This window comes from Mycoplasma zalophi (genome assembly GCF_025486335.1).
GTDB classification, from domain to species: domain Bacteria; phylum Bacillota_I; class Bacilli_A; order Mycoplasmatales; family Metamycoplasmataceae; genus Metamycoplasma; species Metamycoplasma zalophi.
The window spans coordinates 181,780-200,370 of record NZ_JAOOPZ010000002.1 but is presented as its reverse complement, the minus strand read 5'-3'; the positions used below and the strand labels follow the sequence as shown (position 1 = coordinate 200,370).

Sequence of the window (18,591 nt, the reverse complement as noted above, 5' to 3'; positions counted from 1 at the left end):
AGTTAGTCAAGTTCTAATGGTTTTTGTTCGTTTTTAATTTCAGGAGCAGGGAAATCATAACAAACAACTGTATATTCTAAAACTATTAATTTTGTTTGATTATTTATAATAAAGTGAAATTCAATATCATGACTTTTGCTTATTTTTTTTATATCAACAACTTGTAAATAAAAATATTTTTTAAATGTATCATCATTTTGAATTTTATTTCCACTATTGTTATATTTAGCGTTTTCATCGCTTTTGTATTGTTTGTTAAGATTTTCTATTATTTTATTTAATTCATTAATACCTTTATCTTGCAAATAAACTTTGCCTTCTGTTGTTAAATCAAATTGAAAACTTGTTTTAATTTGTTCTATTTGAGTACTATTTAATAACTGTGGTTTTTCTGAATTTTTTGTACTTTCATTAGATGAACAAGAAACAACAAAAGCAGGTAAAAAAACAAGATGAGTAATTAACACGCATGATAGTAATTTACTTTTTTTCACTATGCCATCCTTTTTTAACTTTGTATAATAATTATAAATCAAAAAATTATTTAAAAAACAACCGCTAAAATTACTTTGCAGTTGTTTTTATTTTATTCAATTATTGAATCAATATTTGTATCTTTAGAAAATTCTAAATAAATTCCTTTTAATGCTCTTAATACTTTATCAGATTCAATTCCTTGAAGGTCTTTTAAATTATATGAGTCAAAAATATATCTAGTTTTTTTAATAATTTGGTTGTTTTCAATAGAAAATGGTACTTCATATATTGTAAATAATTTATCTTGTGTAGTTAATATAGTAGCGTTAATACTTAAATACATTAAAAATTTATTGTTAAAAAATTCTTGATTATAAAAATGAGATAGTTGGATATTATCATTTTTATCTTCAATAAATTCATCATCTATTGTTTTAAATTCAGAATAAACTAAAATATTATCCTTTATTTTTGAAATCTCTAAATCACGTTCTAGATTAATATTTAATGAAAGTTGATTTTTTATTGTATTATCGCTTTTTGCAACAATTTGTGATACTTCAAAATTTAAATTATTGTCTTCTAAATTAAATATTGCACTTTCTTGTATATCTTTTATTTCTTTTTCAGTTAAAGTAAATAACGAAAAATTAGGATTTTGTTTAAATACTAATTGATTTATGGTTGAATCATTTAAAATATATTGATTTAGTTGTATTTCTTCTAAAACAGTTTTATATAAATTATTAAATGTTTTTGCATCCTCTTCACTAATTTCTAATTTTGGTTCTTTGATGATTGAAATTATGCTTTGTAATGAATCGAAATTTTTTGTAACATTTTGAAGGCGAGCAAAAAATTCAGGATCTTTTTTTATGTTTGCAAATCTAACTAAAATACTTGCAAGTAAAAAGATTTGTCTAGTTTGACTAAAGTTTTGCAAAATAAAATTAATTGTTTTTTGTTCTAATAATTGTTTTGCATTTTCATCTGGATTGTTTTTATATTCATTTAAAAATTTATTTAATTCTTCTTTTTGTTCTGAAGAAAATTCATTGGAATTTTTAATTGCTAATTCAATTTGCTCAATAAATTCTTTAATTTCTTTAGTTATTGTTGCTGGTTTATTTGTTTCTTCTTGTTTATTATCTTCTTTAATTTCTTTTGTGTTGGCCGTATTTGTTGAACATGATATTGTAAGTATTGCTGAAGGTATTAAAATTCCACTTATTAAAAGTGTTTTTAAAAATTTACTTTTCATTTATCTCTAATGTATTTGGTCAAACACCAAATGGATTTAGTTGTTCTAAACTTATTTCTAAGTTCAAATTACCTTCGTTATCATAGCAATAAACCATTGATTCAGGTTCCATAAATTCTAGCATAACTTGTCTACAACCTGAACATGGAAAAATAGTATCTTTACCACTACTTATAATATGTATTTCTTTAAATGTTCCTACTTTTGCACCATGTACAACGCTTGAAAATAAAGCTGATCTTTCTGCACATAAACCGCTTGGAAAAGCAATATTTTCACAATTTACACCGTAGTATTTATTATTGTTTTCATCAATTGCTAAAGCTGCGACTTTAAAATTTGAATATGGACTGTATGAATATTTAAGTTTATCTTTTAAATCTTGTATGTTTATTTTCATAAAAATATTTTAACAAATAAAAAAAATAAAAAAATAAACTTATAAATTTAGCTTTTTCATATAAAATTAAAATACAAAATAACAACATAAAAAATAAAGGAGAAATATGAGCAAAGATAACTTTTCAACAAAAGAATATTTTTTAAAAATGGATGCTTGATTTAGAGCGGCTAATTATTTATCAGTTGGTCAAATTTATTTAAGAAACAATCCATTACTTTTAAAACCATTAACTTCAGAAGATATCAAAGTTTATCCAATTGGCCACTGAGGAACAATACCAGGACAAAATTTTATTTACGCGCATTTAAATAGAGTTATTAATAAATATGATTTAGATATGTTTTATATCGAAGGACCAGGACACGGTGGACAAGTAATGATTTCTAATTCATATTTAGATGGATCTTATTCAGAAATATACAAAAACGCATCACAAGATATTGAGGGGTTAAAATATTTATTTAAAAACTTTTCATTCCCAGGTGGAACAGCAAGTCACGCAGCACCTGAAACACCAGGATCAATTCATGAAGGTGGAGAATTAGGTTACGCACTAGCACATGCAACAGGAGCAATTTTAGATAATCCTAATTTAATTGCTGCAACAGTTATAGGAGATGGTGAAGCAGAAACGGGACCACTAGCAGCATCATGATTTTCAAATTCATTTATAAATCCAGTAAATGACGGAGCAGTTTTACCTATTTTATATTTAAATGGAGGTAAAATTTCTAACCCAACAATTTTAGCTCGTAAAACAGATAAAGAACTAAAAATGTATTTTGAAGGACTAGGTTGAGATCCAATTTTTGTTGAAGGAAATGACTCACTAAAATTACATCCAATTATGGCTAAAAAAATGGATGAAGCAATAGAAAAGATTTTATCAATTCAAAAAGAAGCTCGTAAATATCCAGCTGAACAAGCAAAAAGACCTAAATGACCTGTTTTAATTGCTAGATTACCAAAAGGATGAACAGGTCCTAAAACATATAATAATGAAACATTAGAAGGAAGTTTTAGAAGTCATCAAGTTCCTATTCCTGTTAATGCAAATAATTTAGAAAAATTAGCAGATTTAGAAAAATGACTAAAATCATATAAACCTGAAGAATTATTTACTGAAGATGGAAAATTTAAAGAAGAATTTAAAGTTCTTTCACCTGTAAAAGATAAAAAAATGAGTACACATAAAGTTACAAACGGGGGAATTAATCCTAGATTATTAAACTTACCTGATTGAACAAAATATGCTTTAAATATTGAAAAACCATCAGAATTACAAGCACAAGATATGATTGAATTAGGTAAATATTTTGCAGAAATTATTAAATTAAATCCTGATAATTTCAGAATTTTTGGACCAGATGAAACAAAATCAAACAGATTATGAAAAACTTTTGAAGTAACAAGTCGTCAATGACTTGAAAAAATAGATAAAGATCTTGATGAATTTATGTCACCAGCTGGAAGAATTATTGACAGTCAATTATCAGAACACCAAGCTGAAGGATTTTTAGAGTCTTATGTTTTAACTGGAAGACACGGAATATTTGCAAGTTATGAATCATTTTTAAGAGTTGTTGATTCAATGTTAACACAACACCAGAAATGAATCAAACAAGCTAATAAATTAGAATGAAGAAATGATTATCCTTCTTTAAATGTTATGGCAACTAGTACAGCATTCCAACAAGATCACAATGGATATACACACCAAGATCCAGGAATATTAGGACATTTAGCTGATAAAGATGCTCGTTACATAAGAGAATATTTACCAGCTGATACTAACTCATTATTAGCAGTAATAGATAAATCATTTAAAGAAAGAAATGTAATTAATTTAATTGTTGCATCTAAACAACCAAGACAACAATTCTTTAATGTAGAAGAAGCAAAAGAATTAGTAGAAAAAGGTTTAAAAGTTATTGATTGAGCTTCAACTTCAAAAGACAACCAAGTAGATTTAGTGATGGTATCAAGCGGAACTGAACCAACAATTGAAGCACTTGCATCAATTACATATTTAAATAAAAAATATCCTAACTTAAAAATAAGATACGTAAATGTTGTTGATTTATTAAAATTAAGACACCCAAGCATCGATCCAAGAGGATTAAGTGATGAAGAATTTGATGAAATTTTTACTAAAGACAAACCAGTTGTATTTGCTTTCCATGGTTATGAAGGATTATTAAGAGATATTTTCTTCAGTCGTCACAATCACAATTTATTTGCTCATGGATATCGTGAAAATGGAGATATAACAACTAGTTTTGATATTAGAGTAATGAGTCAAATGGATAGATTTAATATTTCAAAAACCGCAGCAGCTGCAGTATATGGTAAAAAAGCTGATGATTTCATTGAAGAAATGGATAAAAAATTATCTGCACATAAAGAATTTATCCGTGAAAATGGAACAGATATGGATGAAGTTAAAAACTGAAAATTCCAATTATAATCAACTTTAAGTAGCTACGGCTGCTTTTTTTTACACTTTTGTTTAATTTTAAAAAAAATTCCTAAAATTGTGTTAATTTTTTTCCTTTGTTTTAAAAAACTCCAAAAATACTTATTTAATATAGGTGGAGGGAATATGAAAATATACATTTATGGAAAAATTGTTCACATTAATAAAAATTATTTAATTTTAGAAAATAACGGTGTTGGTGAAATTATCTATATGCCTAACGTAGAAAAATTTAAAAAAGATGAATTTGCAAAAATTTTTATTCATGAATATAGTTCTGAATATTTTAAAACAACATATGGTTTTGGGAATTTCCGAGAATTAATTGTTTTTGAGGATTTATTATCAGTGCAAGGTATAGGACCAAAAACAGCTATTAATATATTGTCAGTTGGTTGAAAAAATATTATGATTTATATATCGACTGCAAATATTGAAAAATTGTCAGAGATACCTTATTTAAGTACAAAAACTGCAAGACAAATAGTTTTTGAATTTCAATTAAAATATGAAGGAATTTTACAAAAACTAGAAAAAAATACTCAAAATACAGATGATAATACTCAAAACAACGAGTTTAATTTTAATAAAAATGAAACTCCTATCGTTTCAGAAAATTTAAAAAATTTAGAAAAAAGCTTAAAAGTTTTAGGATTTAAACAAAAACAAATTAAATATGCAATCGATAAAATAAATCCAGTTAATGATTTGGAAAAATCAGTTGAAGAAGCAATTAAAATAATTTCACAAGCAAGTCACGATGCAGTCATTTAATGTTGAAACTTTTGATGATTTTATTGGACAAAATCATATAAAAAAGACAATAATGGTTATGATAGATGCTGCAAGCAAACAAAAAAGAATTATAGATCACCTTCTTTTTTATGGTCCGCCAGGATTGGGTAAAACCTCACTCGCAAAAATAATAGCTAATACTACAAACCAAAAAATAGTCTATGCTCAAGGTCCACTTTTAGAAAAAAAGTCTGACTTAATTACTTTATTTTCTAGTATAGAAGATAATAATATTATTTTCATAGATGAAATACACAGTATTAATAAAAATTTGTTTGAATTATTGTATTCTGCTATGGAAAATCAAAGTATTGATATTGTTTTAGGTGTTGATGGTGACAAAAAAATCATGAGATTAAAATTACCTAAATTTACTTTAATTTCTGCAACAACTAACTTTGATATGTTATCACAACCATTAAAAGATAGATTTGGTTTTATTGGTAGATTGAATATGTATAAAATTGAAGAAATTGAGCAAATTTTGATTAATAACGCTAAGAAATATGCAATAAAAATTGATAATATTTCAATTAAAAAAATAGCAAAAAATGCAAGACAAACACCTAGAATTGCAAATAACTTATTAAAAAGAGTTCATGATTTTTGTTTATATGAAAATAAAGAAAAAATTAATTTAGAAATCGTTAATCAAGCTTTTAAATATTTAGGGGTGTACAATTTAGGTTTAAATGATTTACAAATTAATTATTTAAAGATTTTAGCAGATATTTTTGAACAAAAAGCAGTGTCTTTAGATAGTATTTCTAATATTTTAAAAGAAAATAGGCAAACGATTATAAATGATGTTGAACCTTACTTGCTTCTTCATAAATTTATAATAAAAACAGCAAGAGGAAGATTAATTACTGAAAAAGGTGTTAATTATTTAAATGAATACCATTTGAAATAATAAATATTATATATTTAAATCTTGCTTATATTGTATAATTTAAAACATGAAAACAAGCAACAATAAAAAACAACATAACAAATTAAGATGATTCGCTACATTTTTTTCAATGTTTAGCGTTTTCATTTTATTAATCGTCGGTATATTTGTTGGTTTAAAAAATCCAGCTCATTATTCAAATCAATTTGATAATGGTGCAAAAGTTGTTTTAAAAATAGATAATCCTCAAAATAAACATGAGGAAAATATTTCAACTCAACAAGTTATAAAAAAAACTGAGGATTTTTTAACTTTCTCGCGTTCATTACATAACTACGATATTAATTACACACAAGATTTAATATCTGTAACTGATAATAATGTAAAAACTGATGATGAAAAAAATCAATTAATTAATACATTAACAAAAAAACAATTTATAACTTTTACTGATCGAAACGGAACACCATTATTTTACAAAGGAAAGTTTGTTATACCGGGTTCTGATAGTGGTGTAAGTTTAGAAAGATTAATATCTGATAATTCATCAGAAAATTTTTCTCCTTCTTTTATTACAAATCCTGCAAATTGAAATACAGGTTCTGGATCTGGTAGAGTTAGTTTAGAATTTTCTGAACAAGGTAATAAAGAATGAAAAAATTTATTAGATTACTATCTTTATAATTCCAGTGAAAAAGTTTACATTTGAATTAATTTAGAAGAATTTGTAAATATAGCACAAACAAAATTTAATGATGACTGAAACAGAGCAAACCAAAACCCTGTTAATTTTGCATATATAGGAAATTCAGTAAATCCTTCACCAAATGCAAACAATCAAACTCCTGCAGCTGAACCTGTGTTGAAGTTAAATCAAATAAATGCATCTAAGTATTTATTAACTTCAATTACTCCTTTTGCATTATCAAATCCAAAAGCAGGTTCAAAACAAATTTATTTAATAAATAACCATTTAGCATATACTGATAAACAATTAAGTTCTAAAATAAATTTTGCTTATAATCCATTTACTTTAACGTTAGTAAACAGTTATTACGTAAAATCAACGGTCAGTGATTATGTACCTAATGAAGTATCATCAAAAGGGAGCTTTATTTTAGCAACTGTTATTGCAGTTACTTTAGCTTTAATTGGTGCATTTTTATCAATTAAATATCGTTTATTAGGTGCAATAATTTTTGTGCTTATTAGTTTATTGACGATTTTATTAATTTCAATAATCTTTGCATTTTCAGCTGTTTTAACACCATCAATAGTGTTTGGAATAGTGCTTTCAATAATTATTTCATTTGTTTTAATTAATCGTACATTGTCAAAAATAAAAAGAGAAATAAATAAAGGTTCAACTGTCGTAAAAGCTGCTTCTAAAGGACAAAAAATCACATTTTTAAGTAACTTAGATACTGTTGCAACTTTAGTTGTTTTATCAATATTCTCAATTTATTTAAGTGTTTTGCCTGTTATAACATTTTCAAGTATTTTATTTTTAGTTATGGTTCTTACAACTGTAATTACAATTTTATTAGGTAATTTATTTATCTATTTAATAACTAGAATTGAAACATTTGATAAATATAAATGATTAATTTCAGCAAAATCAAAAAATATTTTATTTAAAAATAATAATCCAGATATTTTTAAACATTGAAAATGAAGAATTGTAATGTTTGCAGTAGTTTTAGTTGTATTTATTGTTATATTATTTATTCCAAATAGAAATATTTTAAATAATATTAAATTATCAGATTCAATTTCTGATAAAGCAACATACATATTAACAACTAACAATAATTTAGGATTTGATCTTAACACAGCAACACTTATTAATGAAAAAATACAAAATAGTAATTTAAATATTCAATCAACTATTTTAGAAACTCAAAAATTAAATAATCTATTTTTAGTTTCATTTACTACCAATTTTAATTTCACAACAAACCAAATTCTTGATACTTTAGCAACAATTAATAATTTTGATGTGAATTCAGTGTCTGTTGCTTCATATCAATGATCATCATGAGGATTTTTAAATTCCTTAGGTTGAAGTTTTATTCCAATTGTTTCATCATTTATATTAATCGCAATTTACTTAACAATAAGACACGATCTAATCAGTGCTTTTATCCTATTTATAAAAGAAATTTTTATGTTAGTATTTACAACGTTAGCTTTATTTGCATTACGTGTTCAAATCGATGAGTATTTAGTAGTAGTTTATTTCATAGTAACAATAATTACAATTGTTTCACACTTAAACACTTCATCTGAAATTAATTTATACACTCATAAAGATGCGCAATTAAGAAACTACATTTTTTCAAATGATGAAATAATAAAAATGTTTAATAAAATTTTTGCAAAAAGAATTAATGAATTTTATGTAATTATTTTTATTTCAACATTAGCATCAATACCACCATTAATTTTATTTGGTGAAAGCAATTTATTAATTCCAGCTGGATTCTTAATTGGTCTTATTGGTTTATTTACTATAGATGTTACATTTACTTCAGTAATTTGAAAATTATTAATTCAAAGAAAATATCATAATAAAGATAGAAGAATAAAAGAATTTTATTGAAATGATTCAAAAATTGAAGAACAAGAATTCTTGTCAATTAATGATTTTAATAAGTAAGGAATGCATATGTATCAAAGATTAAAAGGAACAAAAGACATATTTTTAAAAGAAGCTAAAGCTTATGAGTTTATTAAAAATACTTTTTTTGATATAGTAAAAAAATATAATTACAAATATTTAGAAACACCAATAATTGAAACTACTGATCTTTTTGTTAGAACTAGCGGAGAATTTAGTGATATTGTTAATAAAGAAATGTATGTTTTTAATTCAAAAAGTGGTAAATCAATTGCATTAAGACCTGAAGCAACAGCACCTGCAATAAGAGCTATTATTGAAAATAAATTAACTCAAAACCATGTGCATAAAGTATTTTATTATGGAAATATTTATCGTTATGAAAGACCACAAAAAGGTCGCTATCGTGAATTTAGACAAGGTGGGGTTGAAAACTTGTTACCAAAAACACCAGAACTAAACTTTGAAATACTGTTTTTAGCTAATTCATTTTTACAACAACTACAAATTAAAAATTATATTTTACAAATAAATAATTTAGGAAATGATTTAACTAGAAAAAAATACAATGAAGAATTGGTTAAGTATTTTAAAAAACACGAAGACAAATTAAGCGAAATAAATAAAAATAGACTACAAAATAATGTTTTACGTATTTTAGATGATAAAGAACAAGCAAACGAAAAATTTATTATTGAAGCACCACAAATAATTGATTTTTTATCAGAACAAGAACAAGCAGATTTTCAAAAATTACAAAATTTATTAAAACAACATAATATTAATTTTGAAATAAACCCTTCACTTGTAAGAGGTCTTGATTATTATAATGATGTTGTTTTTGAATTTGTTTCTACTTCTGAAGCTTTAGGTTCAAAAAGCACCATTTTAGCTGGTGGAAGATATGATGGAATGGTAAAACAATTTTCAGGACCAGATTTAAGTAGTATAGGATTTGCTTTCGGTGTTGAAAGATTAGTTGAAATTATTTTATTTAATCAAGAAAAATATAACTTAGACGATGAATTAGATATCCTTATTTGTTATTTAAATGAAAATGAAAAAGATGAAATTATTAACATTGCACTGGAATTGAGAAAAGAATATTCAGTTGAACTTCACTATGAAAATTTAAATCTTAAAAAAATGTTTAAAAAGTCAGATAGATTAAAACCCAAAATGTTAATATTCAAAGAATTAGGTTCTCAATTTAATGAAATAAAAATTAAATTTTTAACTTTAAATAAAGAATTAGAATTATCATTTACAAATATTGAAAGTTTTAAAACAAAAATAAATGAGGTAATCAATGAAAACAATTTTTAATAATCAAGTCACTTCTCAAATGGAAGGTTCTGAAGTTACATTATATGGATGAATAGCAACAAAAAGAAAATTTAAATCACAATTATTTGTTGATTTGCGTGATAGATCTGGGATTATTCAAATAATTTTCCAAAATGTTTCAGATCCTAAATTAACAAAAGAATCAGCACTAAAAATAACTGGTAAAGTACAAAAAAGACTAGAAGCAAATTTAGAAATTGAAAATGGTGATATTGAAGTCTTAGTTTCTGAATATGAAATTTTAAATTCTTCAGAGCAAATTCCATTTGAAGTAACAAAAGAAGAATCTGCTAACGAAGATTTAAGATTACAATATAGATTTTTAGATTTACGAAGTACAAAAATGCAAAAAAATATTGCATTAAGACATAAAATAACCATGGAAACTCGTAAATTTTTTGACCAAGAAGGTTTTTTAGAAATCGAAACACCTATTTTGTCTAAATCTACACCAGAAGGAGCAAGAGATTACCTTGTTCCAACAAGAAAAAAAGGTAAATTTTTTGCTTTACCACAATCACCTCAGTTATATAAACAACTTTTAATGGCTTCTGGCTTTGAAAAATACTTTCAAATAGCAAGAGTATTTAGAGATGAAGATTTAAGAAAAGACAGACAACCTGAATTTACACAAATAGATTTTGAAATGTCATTTGTTGAAAAAGAAGATTTATTTAAATTAGTTGAAAATTACTATAAACATATTTTTAATTCAATTGGTCTTGAATTAAAAATTCCTTTTAAAAGAATGGATTATTTTGAGAGTTTAGATAAATATGGAAATGATAAGCCAGATACAAGATATCAATATCTTTTAGAAGATATAAGTGATAATTTCGGCGATCAAAATACATATAAAGCAATTTATTTTGATAAAAAACCTGAATTAAATATAGATAAAGTTTTTGAATTAGCTAAAAAAAATCAAGCAAAAGATTTTATTGTTGTTGAAATTGAAGATACACAAATTAAAACAATTACCAATTTAAATAATTCACTAGACGATAAAAAAATAAGTGATATTTTTTCTAAGAATAATTTTGAAAATGGATATTTATTTATTGGTTTTGGAAAATACAATGATGTAGTTAAATCATTAGGTGCAATAAGAACATATTTAAATGATGAATTTAAATTAGCTGATGATAATCAATTTAATTTCCTTTGAATTGTAAATTGACCAATGTTTGAATTTAATGAAGATTTAAATGAATATGAACCAGCACATCATGCATTTACAATGATTGACAAAACAACTTATTCACATTTAGAAAATAAAGAATATGATAAAGTAAGAGCACAAAGTTATGACCTTGTTTTAAACGGTTTTGAATTAGGTTCAGGTAGTGTAAGAATTCATGATTATGAATTACAAAAACTAATGTTTGAACACTTAAAATTAAGTCCAAAGGAAACAGAATCTAAATTTGGATTTTTCTTAAAATCATTTAAATATGGATTACCTCCACACTGTGGAATGGCTTTTGGGTTGGAAAGAATTTTGATGATTCTTACTAAAAGTGAATCAATTAGAGATGTAATAGCATTTCCAAAAAATGCAAAAGGTCTTGATTTACTATCAAATTCACCTTCTGAAGTTACTGAATTTCAGTTGAGTGAATATAGTTTAAAAATAAATAAATAAGGAGAATATTATGACTGCAGCATTATTAGTTATTTTAATAATAATTAGCATTTTAATAATAATTGTTTCGTTTCTTATGTCGCCAGATTCTAACGCATTTAGTGGAGCATTAGTTGGAAGCGGTGATTTAGATTTATTTAAAGTTTCAAAAGAACAAGGGTTTAAAAAGTTTTTAAAATATTTTATGTTAACCCTAGGGAGTTTGTTATTAATTTTATCAATTGTATTAAGAGTGGTCTTACCTTAATTAATGTTAACTAAAGTAGAAAACATAAAAGAAAATATTTTAAAATTATTAAAAAACTCATCTAAACCATTAAATTTTATTGAAATTGCTAAAGCTCTTAATATTTCTAAAAAAGATAACAAGGATTTATCAAAAATTATTTTTGAACTAACTGATTTACATAAAATAGAAAAAACCAAAGATGGTTTTTATTTCTTTTTAAACTTTATTATAAAAGATACATATAATATTTCGATTTCATCTAAAAGATTAGGTTTTGTTGATTTTGAAGAAGATAAATCCGCATTATTATTACCTTTTCAACTAAATGCAGTTTTAGATGGAGATTTAGTTGAAGTGGAAATATATAGTTACACACAAGAAGAAAAAATATTGTATAGAGCTTATATTGTAAATATTATTGAGCATAAAAAACAAGTTATTGTGGGTAATTTCATTAAAAATCAAAATGATCAAATATTTTTTGATGCCGCTGATGAAAAAGATAATGCAAATTTCTTTATAAATGTACCAACAAAATTTTATTACGACTTAAAACAATTTGTAAAAGTAAAAGTACTAAAACCAAGAAAAAATGCAAGAAAAGTAGATCTTGAATTTTTAGAATACATTGGAAAAACAGACGATAAAAGAATAATTGAAAAAAAAATTATTGCACAAAACAACGTTGACATTAATTTTGAACAAGAAGTATTAAATGAATCAAAAAATCTTCCTAAAGAAATAACAATTGAAGATTATAAAGGTAGAAAAAATTTAGAAAATCTTTTTACTGTTACAATTGACGGAAATGATACAAAAGATTTTGATGATGCAATTAGTTGTATAAAAACAAATTCAGGTTACAAGTTATGAGTACACATAGCTGATGTAAGCCATTATGTACATGAAGATAGTTTTATTGACAAAGAAGCTTTAAAAAGAGGAACAAGTATTTATTTACCCGATAAAGTAATTCCTATGCTTCCTTTTGAATTATCTAATGGAATTTGTAGTTTAAATCCACATGAATTAAGAGCGGCTTTAACTTTAGAAATGGATTTAGATGAAAATGGGCTAAATAAAACTTTTGAAATATATCCTTCAATAATCAAATCAGATCATAGACTTACTTACGAAAAAGTAAATGAATTTTATGAAAACAAACATAGTTTTGATAATGAAACTAATGAAATGTTAAATGTTGCAAAAGAAATTTCAATATTAATAAGAAAACAAAAAATTAGTGAAGGTTATGTTGATTTTGAAATTATTGAACCTAAAATTATTTTGAATAACGAAGGTGATGTAATTGATATTAAATTAAAAGAATCAGGGTTTAGTGAAACAATGATTGAAGACTTCATGGTAAGAGCTAATGAAACAGTCGCTAAGATGATGTTTGATAAAAAAATTCCTTCAATTTATCGAATCCACGATCTTCCTTCTGATGAAAAACTTTATAATTTACAACAAGTTTTAAACTTTTTAAATATCGATATTAAAGTACCTTTTTCAGGTGATAGTAGAGAATTTGCAAAAATGGTTTTTAACTTAAAACAAGTAAAATTCGATGATTTTATAAAAATGTATTTACTTAGAACTTTACAAAAAGCAAAATATTCTGAGCAAAATATTGGGCATTTTGGTTTAGCAAGTAAATTTTACTCACATTTTACAAGTCCGATAAGAAGATATCCTGATTTACTTTTACATAGACTTATTCGTAATTATATTTTTACAAATAAAGAACTACAAGCAGAAGATAAAGACATACTAAGTCAAAAAATCCACCTTATTTCTGAATTAAATAGCGAATCAGAAAATGTTGCTTTAAATGTGGAAAGAAGTGTTGTTGATTTAAAAAAATCAGAATTTTTTGAAAAATTTGTCAATAAAACAATTGAAGCAACAGTTGTTTCAGTTGAAAAATTTGGAATATTTTTTGAAAGTCAAGAATACAAAACATCAATTTTAGTTCGTTTTGAAGATATGCAAAATGAGGAAATGATACAAGTTACTAATTTAGAGGCTAAATCTAAAACAAGAAAAATATTAGCAGGAAATAATTATTTAATTAAAATTACTGAAACAGACCCATTAAAAGGTAATATAAGTGCAATACTAGTTTAGGTGTGTTATGAAAATAATTGCAAAAAATAAGTTTCAAAAATCTGAATATAATGTTTTAGATACATATGAATGTGGAATTAGTTTAGAAGGTTGAGAAGTAAAAAGCATAAGACAAGGTAATGTAAATTTAAAAAATGCTTTTTGTAGCATCAAAAATTCAGAAATGTGAATTAATAATATGCATATTTCACAATATATGTTAGTCAAAGGTGACTCAGAAAGACCAAGAAAATTACTTTTACATAAAAATGAAATTTATCGCATTATGTCTAAAAAAGATCAACTTTCATTGCAAATTATTCCATCAATGATATATTGAAAAGAAAATCATATTAAAGTTGAAATTTTATTAGTTAAACATTTAAAAATTCATGATAAAAGACAAAAAATAATTAAAAAAGAACAAGAAATGAAAATGAAAAAAATACTTAACAGTTATAAATAATGTTATAATTATTTTGCTTTTGGGGGTGTAATGGTTTCGACAGATATAAGCTCCTTTAAAATGCAGTGGTTTGGCAGACCATAATGCTTCTAGGCTTTCAATAAACGGAAAGAACGAAAACAAAAACATAGAAGTTTCACCTTTTATGTTAAACAAATCACAAAATCTACTATTTGCTTAATAAATACTAGTCGCTTTACTAATTCTCAGTAGTAAATGTCGTTATATGAGATTAGATTATGCTTTTGTAATAGCGGTATAATTGAAAATAATATTACTTCTAATAAAAAATTTTGTTCTATTTTATATTTATTAGAATATTAAAAATAGACTAAACTGTAGATTTTTAAAGTAAGTTTATGTGTGGACCGGGGTTCAACTCCCCGCATCTCCACCATTTTTTATTTCCGGTAATTAATTTATGACTTAAATTATTAATAATAAACACTAAAAAACCTGATAAATAATAGATTTTTGTATAATCTTATTATCATGATGAGATTTATAGTTGATAAAAAATATGATGACAAAAATTTTATATTATCAGATGAAACGCTAAACCATATAAAAGTTGCAAGACAAACTAATAAGCAATTTATTTGTGTATATGAAGAAAAATTTTATGTTTGTATTTTAGAAAATAAAATGGCTAAAATCATAGACACACTTGATTTAGATCATGAATTTAAAAGTCAAGTAGCGTTAGCAATTCCATTAATAGTTCCAAAAAATTTTGAATTAGTTTTACAAAAGGCAACTGAATTAGGAGTTACTGATATTTATCCATTTGCAAGTGAGTTTAGTCAATATAAAGTCGAAGATTTTAATAAAAAAAGAGAAAGATATGAGAAGATAATTTTTGAAGCTGCACAACAAAGTTTTAGAAATAAACAACCTTTTTTGCATAATTGCGAAAAATTTGGTAAAATAATATCACTAGAATATAAAAATAAATTTCTAGCTCACGAAAAATCTAGCGCTGCAAGTTTAATATCATATCCGAGTGATAGTTTATTTGTAATTGGTCCCGAAGGTGGCTTTAGTGATTCTGAAGTTAACCTTGCGCTGCAAAACAACTTTAAAATTATAAAACTCACAAAAACAATACTAAGAGCTGAAACAGCTTGTATATATGTTTTAAGTAGAGTAAATGAAAATTAAAAAAATTATTAACATATTAAAAAAATTTGTTATAATAAATAAGCATTATTTTATTATAAAGATATTAAAAGGAAAAGCACATGCGTCAAACTACAATTATAAAACACTTAGAAGTAGAAAAAAAATGATACGTAATTGATGCTAAAGACCAAGTTTTAGGACGTTTAAGCGCAATGGTTGCATCAATTCTAAGAGGTAAAAATAAACCTACATTTACTCCAAATGTTGATATGGGAGATAATGTTATCATTATAAATGCTAAAGAAGTTGTTCTTACAGCAAATAAAGAACAAGATAAAATTTACTACTCACACTCAGGATATCCTGGTGGATTGAAAAAAATCAATGCTAAAGATTTAAGAACAAAAAAACCAGAAGCTTTAATTGAAAATGCAGTTAGAGGAATGTTACCACACACAAAATTAGGAAGAAAACAATTTAAAAATTTATATGTATATGCTGGAAGTGAACATAAACATGAAGCACAACAACCAGTTCAAATCGAGGTTAAATAATGGCAGATGTTAGATACTATGGATTAGGTCGTCGTAAAAGTTCAGTGGCTAGAGTATACATTAAACCTGGTACAGGAAAATTCCTAATTAATAAAAAAGAAGCAAATTTATATTTAAATAGTGATATTTTATTAAAAGATGCTAAACAACCATTTGGATTAACTGATACAGTTGACCAATATGATATTGAAGCAAATGTTAATGGTGGTGGTTTAACAGGACAAGCAGGAGCAATTAGATTAGGTATTGCAAGAGCTTTATTAGAAGTAAATGCAGAATATCGTTTAAATCTTAAACAAGCTGGAATGTTAACACGTGACGCAAGAGTTAAAGAACGTAAAAAATACGGATTACGTAAAGCGCGTCGTGCAAGACAATTCTCAAAACGTTAATTATTATAATAAGTGGATTATATCCACTTTCACATGCGAGCGTAGCTCAGCTGGTTAGAGCACACGACTGATAATCGTGAGGTCGATGGTTCAAGTCCATTCGTTCGCACCATTTCACAAAAGTGACCAAAAAGCCATTTATAAATTGGCTTTTTTATTTTTTAACTTATAATTTTAATTATTATGAGGTATTAGTATGAATCAACAATTTAATAAAAATAATTTAGAACAGATAAAAAAAACAATTCAGGAATTTGATACAAAAAAACAGTTTGATAAACTGTTTGCATATTTTGAAACTTTAGAAAAAGAATACAAACACAACTTACAGTTAGTTGTTTTAATGGTTAGAATATGTTTAAACAACAATTATCCAGAAAGAGCAAGAAAATATTCAGAACCACTTGTTAATTTAGTTCCTGAAAACAACAGACCATATAATGAATTAATGTGCGCTGTATATGATCGAAATTATGAATTTTATAACGCTAAATATTTTTTATTACGTTTATTAAAAAATTATCCAGATGATAAATTTTATTTAACACAATTAAGTTTATATAATTCTTTTACAAGTTATTTCAATGTTAGACATAGTTTTATAACTTATATATATGAAATATCAAAAATTTTATTAAATGAAATAAAAATTTATAAAAAAGAACTTGAAAATAAAATCACCAACAAAGAATATAAACACTTAAATTTCACAATAAATACAATCCCTGATTTAGAAGTTTCATTAATAAACGATAATAATCAAATAATACCTAAAATAACTTTTAATTTTGAAATCGGAGAACTTATTTTACTTACTTATTTAGCAAAGAGTTTTTTAAGAAATCATCACATTGATATGATAATTTCTGCAAATCCTTATGCAATACCTACTATCGTTAACAAACAAACAACAGATGAAATATTAAAAAAAATCTTAATTAATGTTGATGAAAAAGATTACATAAACGGACATAAAATAATAATTTATCATAATTTAAACAACGAAGATGAATTAGCATATTTAGAAACCATTTCATTATATTTAAAATTATGTGGAAATTATCAAAGTATTATAAAAATTTACGATGAAAATCTTAAAAAAACCGATAAATTACTAAGTTTACAAAATTTTTTAATTTGAAGCTTCAACGATTTAAAAAACAACCAAATTATTCATGATTGAAAAGATGTTTCAAGTGAAATTTTAGATTTTAACTACACAAAAAAACACATTTTTTCTAATTTTATAAAAACTTATAAAATAAGCGATCAATATTTTTATTTTGATTTATTGTATAGAAATGGCTTGGTTGTTTTAAATTTAGATTTTGAAACAAATGACGTAGAAAAAACTAAAAATAATTTCATAAAATGGGTAAATGAATATTCAAAAGAAACTTACCAAATTTTAAATATCAAAACAAATAAAAATCATGTTCAAGTTGAAGTTTTAATGTTTGACGCAAGAAATGATTCATTAACTATGTTAAATAATAGTTTTTGTGCTCAAAATGATGAAATAAATACATTAAAAGTTAATTTATATAATAATTCTTCAAATAAAGAAATTATTTACTCAAAACAATCAGAATTTAAAGATTTAAGTATTTTATTTGATTATCCATTACCTGAAATATGCAACAATCAAACAATTAATACATTTAAAGCAATAGCAGAAGAAAAAGCTAAATATTTAAAAAATAACGTTGATGCAAAATTAGCTGATTATTATTTAAAATATAGAATGATGAAGATAAATAGTTGAATTGAATTAAATAAAGATGAAACGGAAGAAAATTAATA

At 24.6% G+C, this 18,591-nt stretch carries 16 protein-coding genes, 1 tRNA gene and 1 other RNA gene; 15 read left to right on the top strand and 3 right to left on the bottom strand.

The window, feature by feature from the left end; genetic code table 4:
• Nucleotides 1–2: 2 nt before the first annotated feature.
• The 3 genes from N8G13_RS01985 to cdd form a co-directional block, all read right to left on the bottom strand.
• Nucleotides 3–494 carry a hypothetical protein gene (locus N8G13_RS01985; RefSeq protein WP_262289260.1) on the bottom strand — a complete coding sequence of 164 codons (492 nt, stop codon included), beginning with the start codon at nucleotides 492–494 and terminating at the stop codon, nucleotides 3–5.
• A 92-nt stretch (nucleotides 495–586) separates the two neighbouring features.
• Nucleotides 587–1,738, bottom strand: a complete 1,152-nt coding sequence (locus tag N8G13_RS01980; protein ID WP_262289259.1) for a hypothetical protein — start codon at nucleotides 1,736–1,738, stop codon at nucleotides 587–589.
• Nucleotides 1,728–2,138 carry a cytidine deaminase gene (gene cdd, locus N8G13_RS01975; RefSeq protein WP_391510158.1) on the bottom strand — a complete coding sequence of 137 codons (411 nt, stop codon included), beginning with the start codon at nucleotides 2,136–2,138 and terminating at the stop codon, nucleotides 1,728–1,730. The genes N8G13_RS01980 and cdd overlap by 11 nt, the downstream gene beginning before the upstream one ends.
• Nucleotides 2,139–2,244: 106 nt before the next feature.
• On the opposite strand from cdd, the gene N8G13_RS01970 reads away from it, so the two are divergent.
• From N8G13_RS01970 to N8G13_RS01900, 15 genes are all read left to right on the top strand, one after another.
• On the top strand, nucleotides 2,245–4,608 hold the full coding sequence (locus N8G13_RS01970; protein ID WP_262289258.1) for a phosphoketolase family protein: 2,364 nt from the start codon (nucleotides 2,245–2,247) through the stop codon (nucleotides 4,606–4,608).
• A gap of 135 nt (nucleotides 4,609–4,743) precedes the next feature.
• Nucleotides 4,744–5,391 (top strand): Holliday junction branch migration protein RuvA, encoded by a 648-nt coding sequence (ruvA, locus tag N8G13_RS01965; protein WP_262289257.1) that lies wholly within the window; start codon nucleotides 4,744–4,746, stop codon nucleotides 5,389–5,391.
• Complete coding sequence (gene ruvB, locus N8G13_RS01960; RefSeq protein WP_262289256.1) at nucleotides 5,378–6,325, top strand: Holliday junction branch migration DNA helicase RuvB; 948 nt, start codon at nucleotides 5,378–5,380, stop codon at nucleotides 6,323–6,325. Before ruvA ends, ruvB begins: the two co-directional genes overlap by 14 nt.
• 46 nt (nucleotides 6,326–6,371) lie before the next feature.
• Nucleotides 6,372–8,963, top strand: coding sequence for a protein translocase subunit SecDF (gene secDF / locus N8G13_RS01955; protein WP_262289255.1), 2,592 nt, complete (start codon nucleotides 6,372–6,374; stop codon nucleotides 8,961–8,963).
• Between the two features lie 9 nt (nucleotides 8,964–8,972).
• Complete coding sequence (hisS, locus tag N8G13_RS01950; RefSeq protein WP_262289254.1) at nucleotides 8,973–10,250, top strand: histidine--tRNA ligase; 1,278 nt, start codon at nucleotides 8,973–8,975, stop codon at nucleotides 10,248–10,250.
• Complete coding sequence (aspS, locus tag N8G13_RS01945; RefSeq protein WP_262289253.1) at nucleotides 10,234–11,916, top strand: aspartate--tRNA ligase; 1,683 nt, start codon at nucleotides 10,234–10,236, stop codon at nucleotides 11,914–11,916. Before hisS ends, aspS begins: the two co-directional genes overlap by 17 nt.
• 10 nt (nucleotides 11,917–11,926) lie before the next feature.
• Nucleotides 11,927–12,163: a preprotein translocase subunit SecG gene (gene secG, locus N8G13_RS01940; RefSeq protein ID WP_262289252.1), complete on the top strand. Its 237-nt coding sequence runs from the start codon at nucleotides 11,927–11,929 to the stop codon at nucleotides 12,161–12,163.
• A gap of 3 nt (nucleotides 12,164–12,166) precedes the next feature.
• On the top strand, nucleotides 12,167–14,275 hold the full coding sequence (rnr, locus tag N8G13_RS01935) for a ribonuclease R (RefSeq protein WP_262289251.1): 2,109 nt from the start codon (nucleotides 12,167–12,169) through the stop codon (nucleotides 14,273–14,275).
• 7 nt (nucleotides 14,276–14,282) lie between these two features.
• Nucleotides 14,283–14,720, top strand: coding sequence for an SsrA-binding protein (gene smpB / locus N8G13_RS01930; protein ID WP_216488782.1), 438 nt, complete (start codon nucleotides 14,283–14,285; stop codon nucleotides 14,718–14,720).
• A gap of 21 nt (nucleotides 14,721–14,741) precedes the next feature.
• Nucleotides 14,742–15,117, top strand: a transfer-messenger RNA (tmRNA) gene (gene ssrA, locus N8G13_RS01925).
• Between the two features lie 77 nt (nucleotides 15,118–15,194).
• The gene (locus tag N8G13_RS01920) at nucleotides 15,195–15,881 is read left to right on the top strand and encodes a 16S rRNA (uracil(1498)-N(3))-methyltransferase (protein ID WP_262289250.1); all 687 of its coding nucleotides are present in this window, start codon (nucleotides 15,195–15,197) and stop codon (nucleotides 15,879–15,881) included.
• Between the two features lie 80 nt (nucleotides 15,882–15,961).
• Nucleotides 15,962–16,396, top strand: coding sequence for a 50S ribosomal protein L13 (rplM, locus tag N8G13_RS01915; protein ID WP_262289249.1), 435 nt, complete (start codon nucleotides 15,962–15,964; stop codon nucleotides 16,394–16,396).
• Nucleotides 16,396–16,788 (top strand): 30S ribosomal protein S9, encoded by a 393-nt coding sequence (gene rpsI, locus N8G13_RS01910; RefSeq protein WP_262289248.1) that lies wholly within the window; start codon nucleotides 16,396–16,398, stop codon nucleotides 16,786–16,788. The genes rplM and rpsI overlap by 1 nt, the downstream gene beginning before the upstream one ends.
• A 35-nt stretch (nucleotides 16,789–16,823) precedes the next feature.
• Nucleotides 16,824–16,900: transfer RNA gene (locus tag N8G13_RS01905), tRNA-Ile, on the top strand.
• Nucleotides 16,901–16,984: 84 nt separating this feature from the next.
• A complete protein-coding gene (locus N8G13_RS01900; protein ID WP_262289247.1) occupies nucleotides 16,985–18,589 on the top strand; it encodes a hypothetical protein in 1,605 nt (534 codons plus the stop codon).
• Nucleotides 18,590–18,591: the final 2 nt, after the last annotated feature.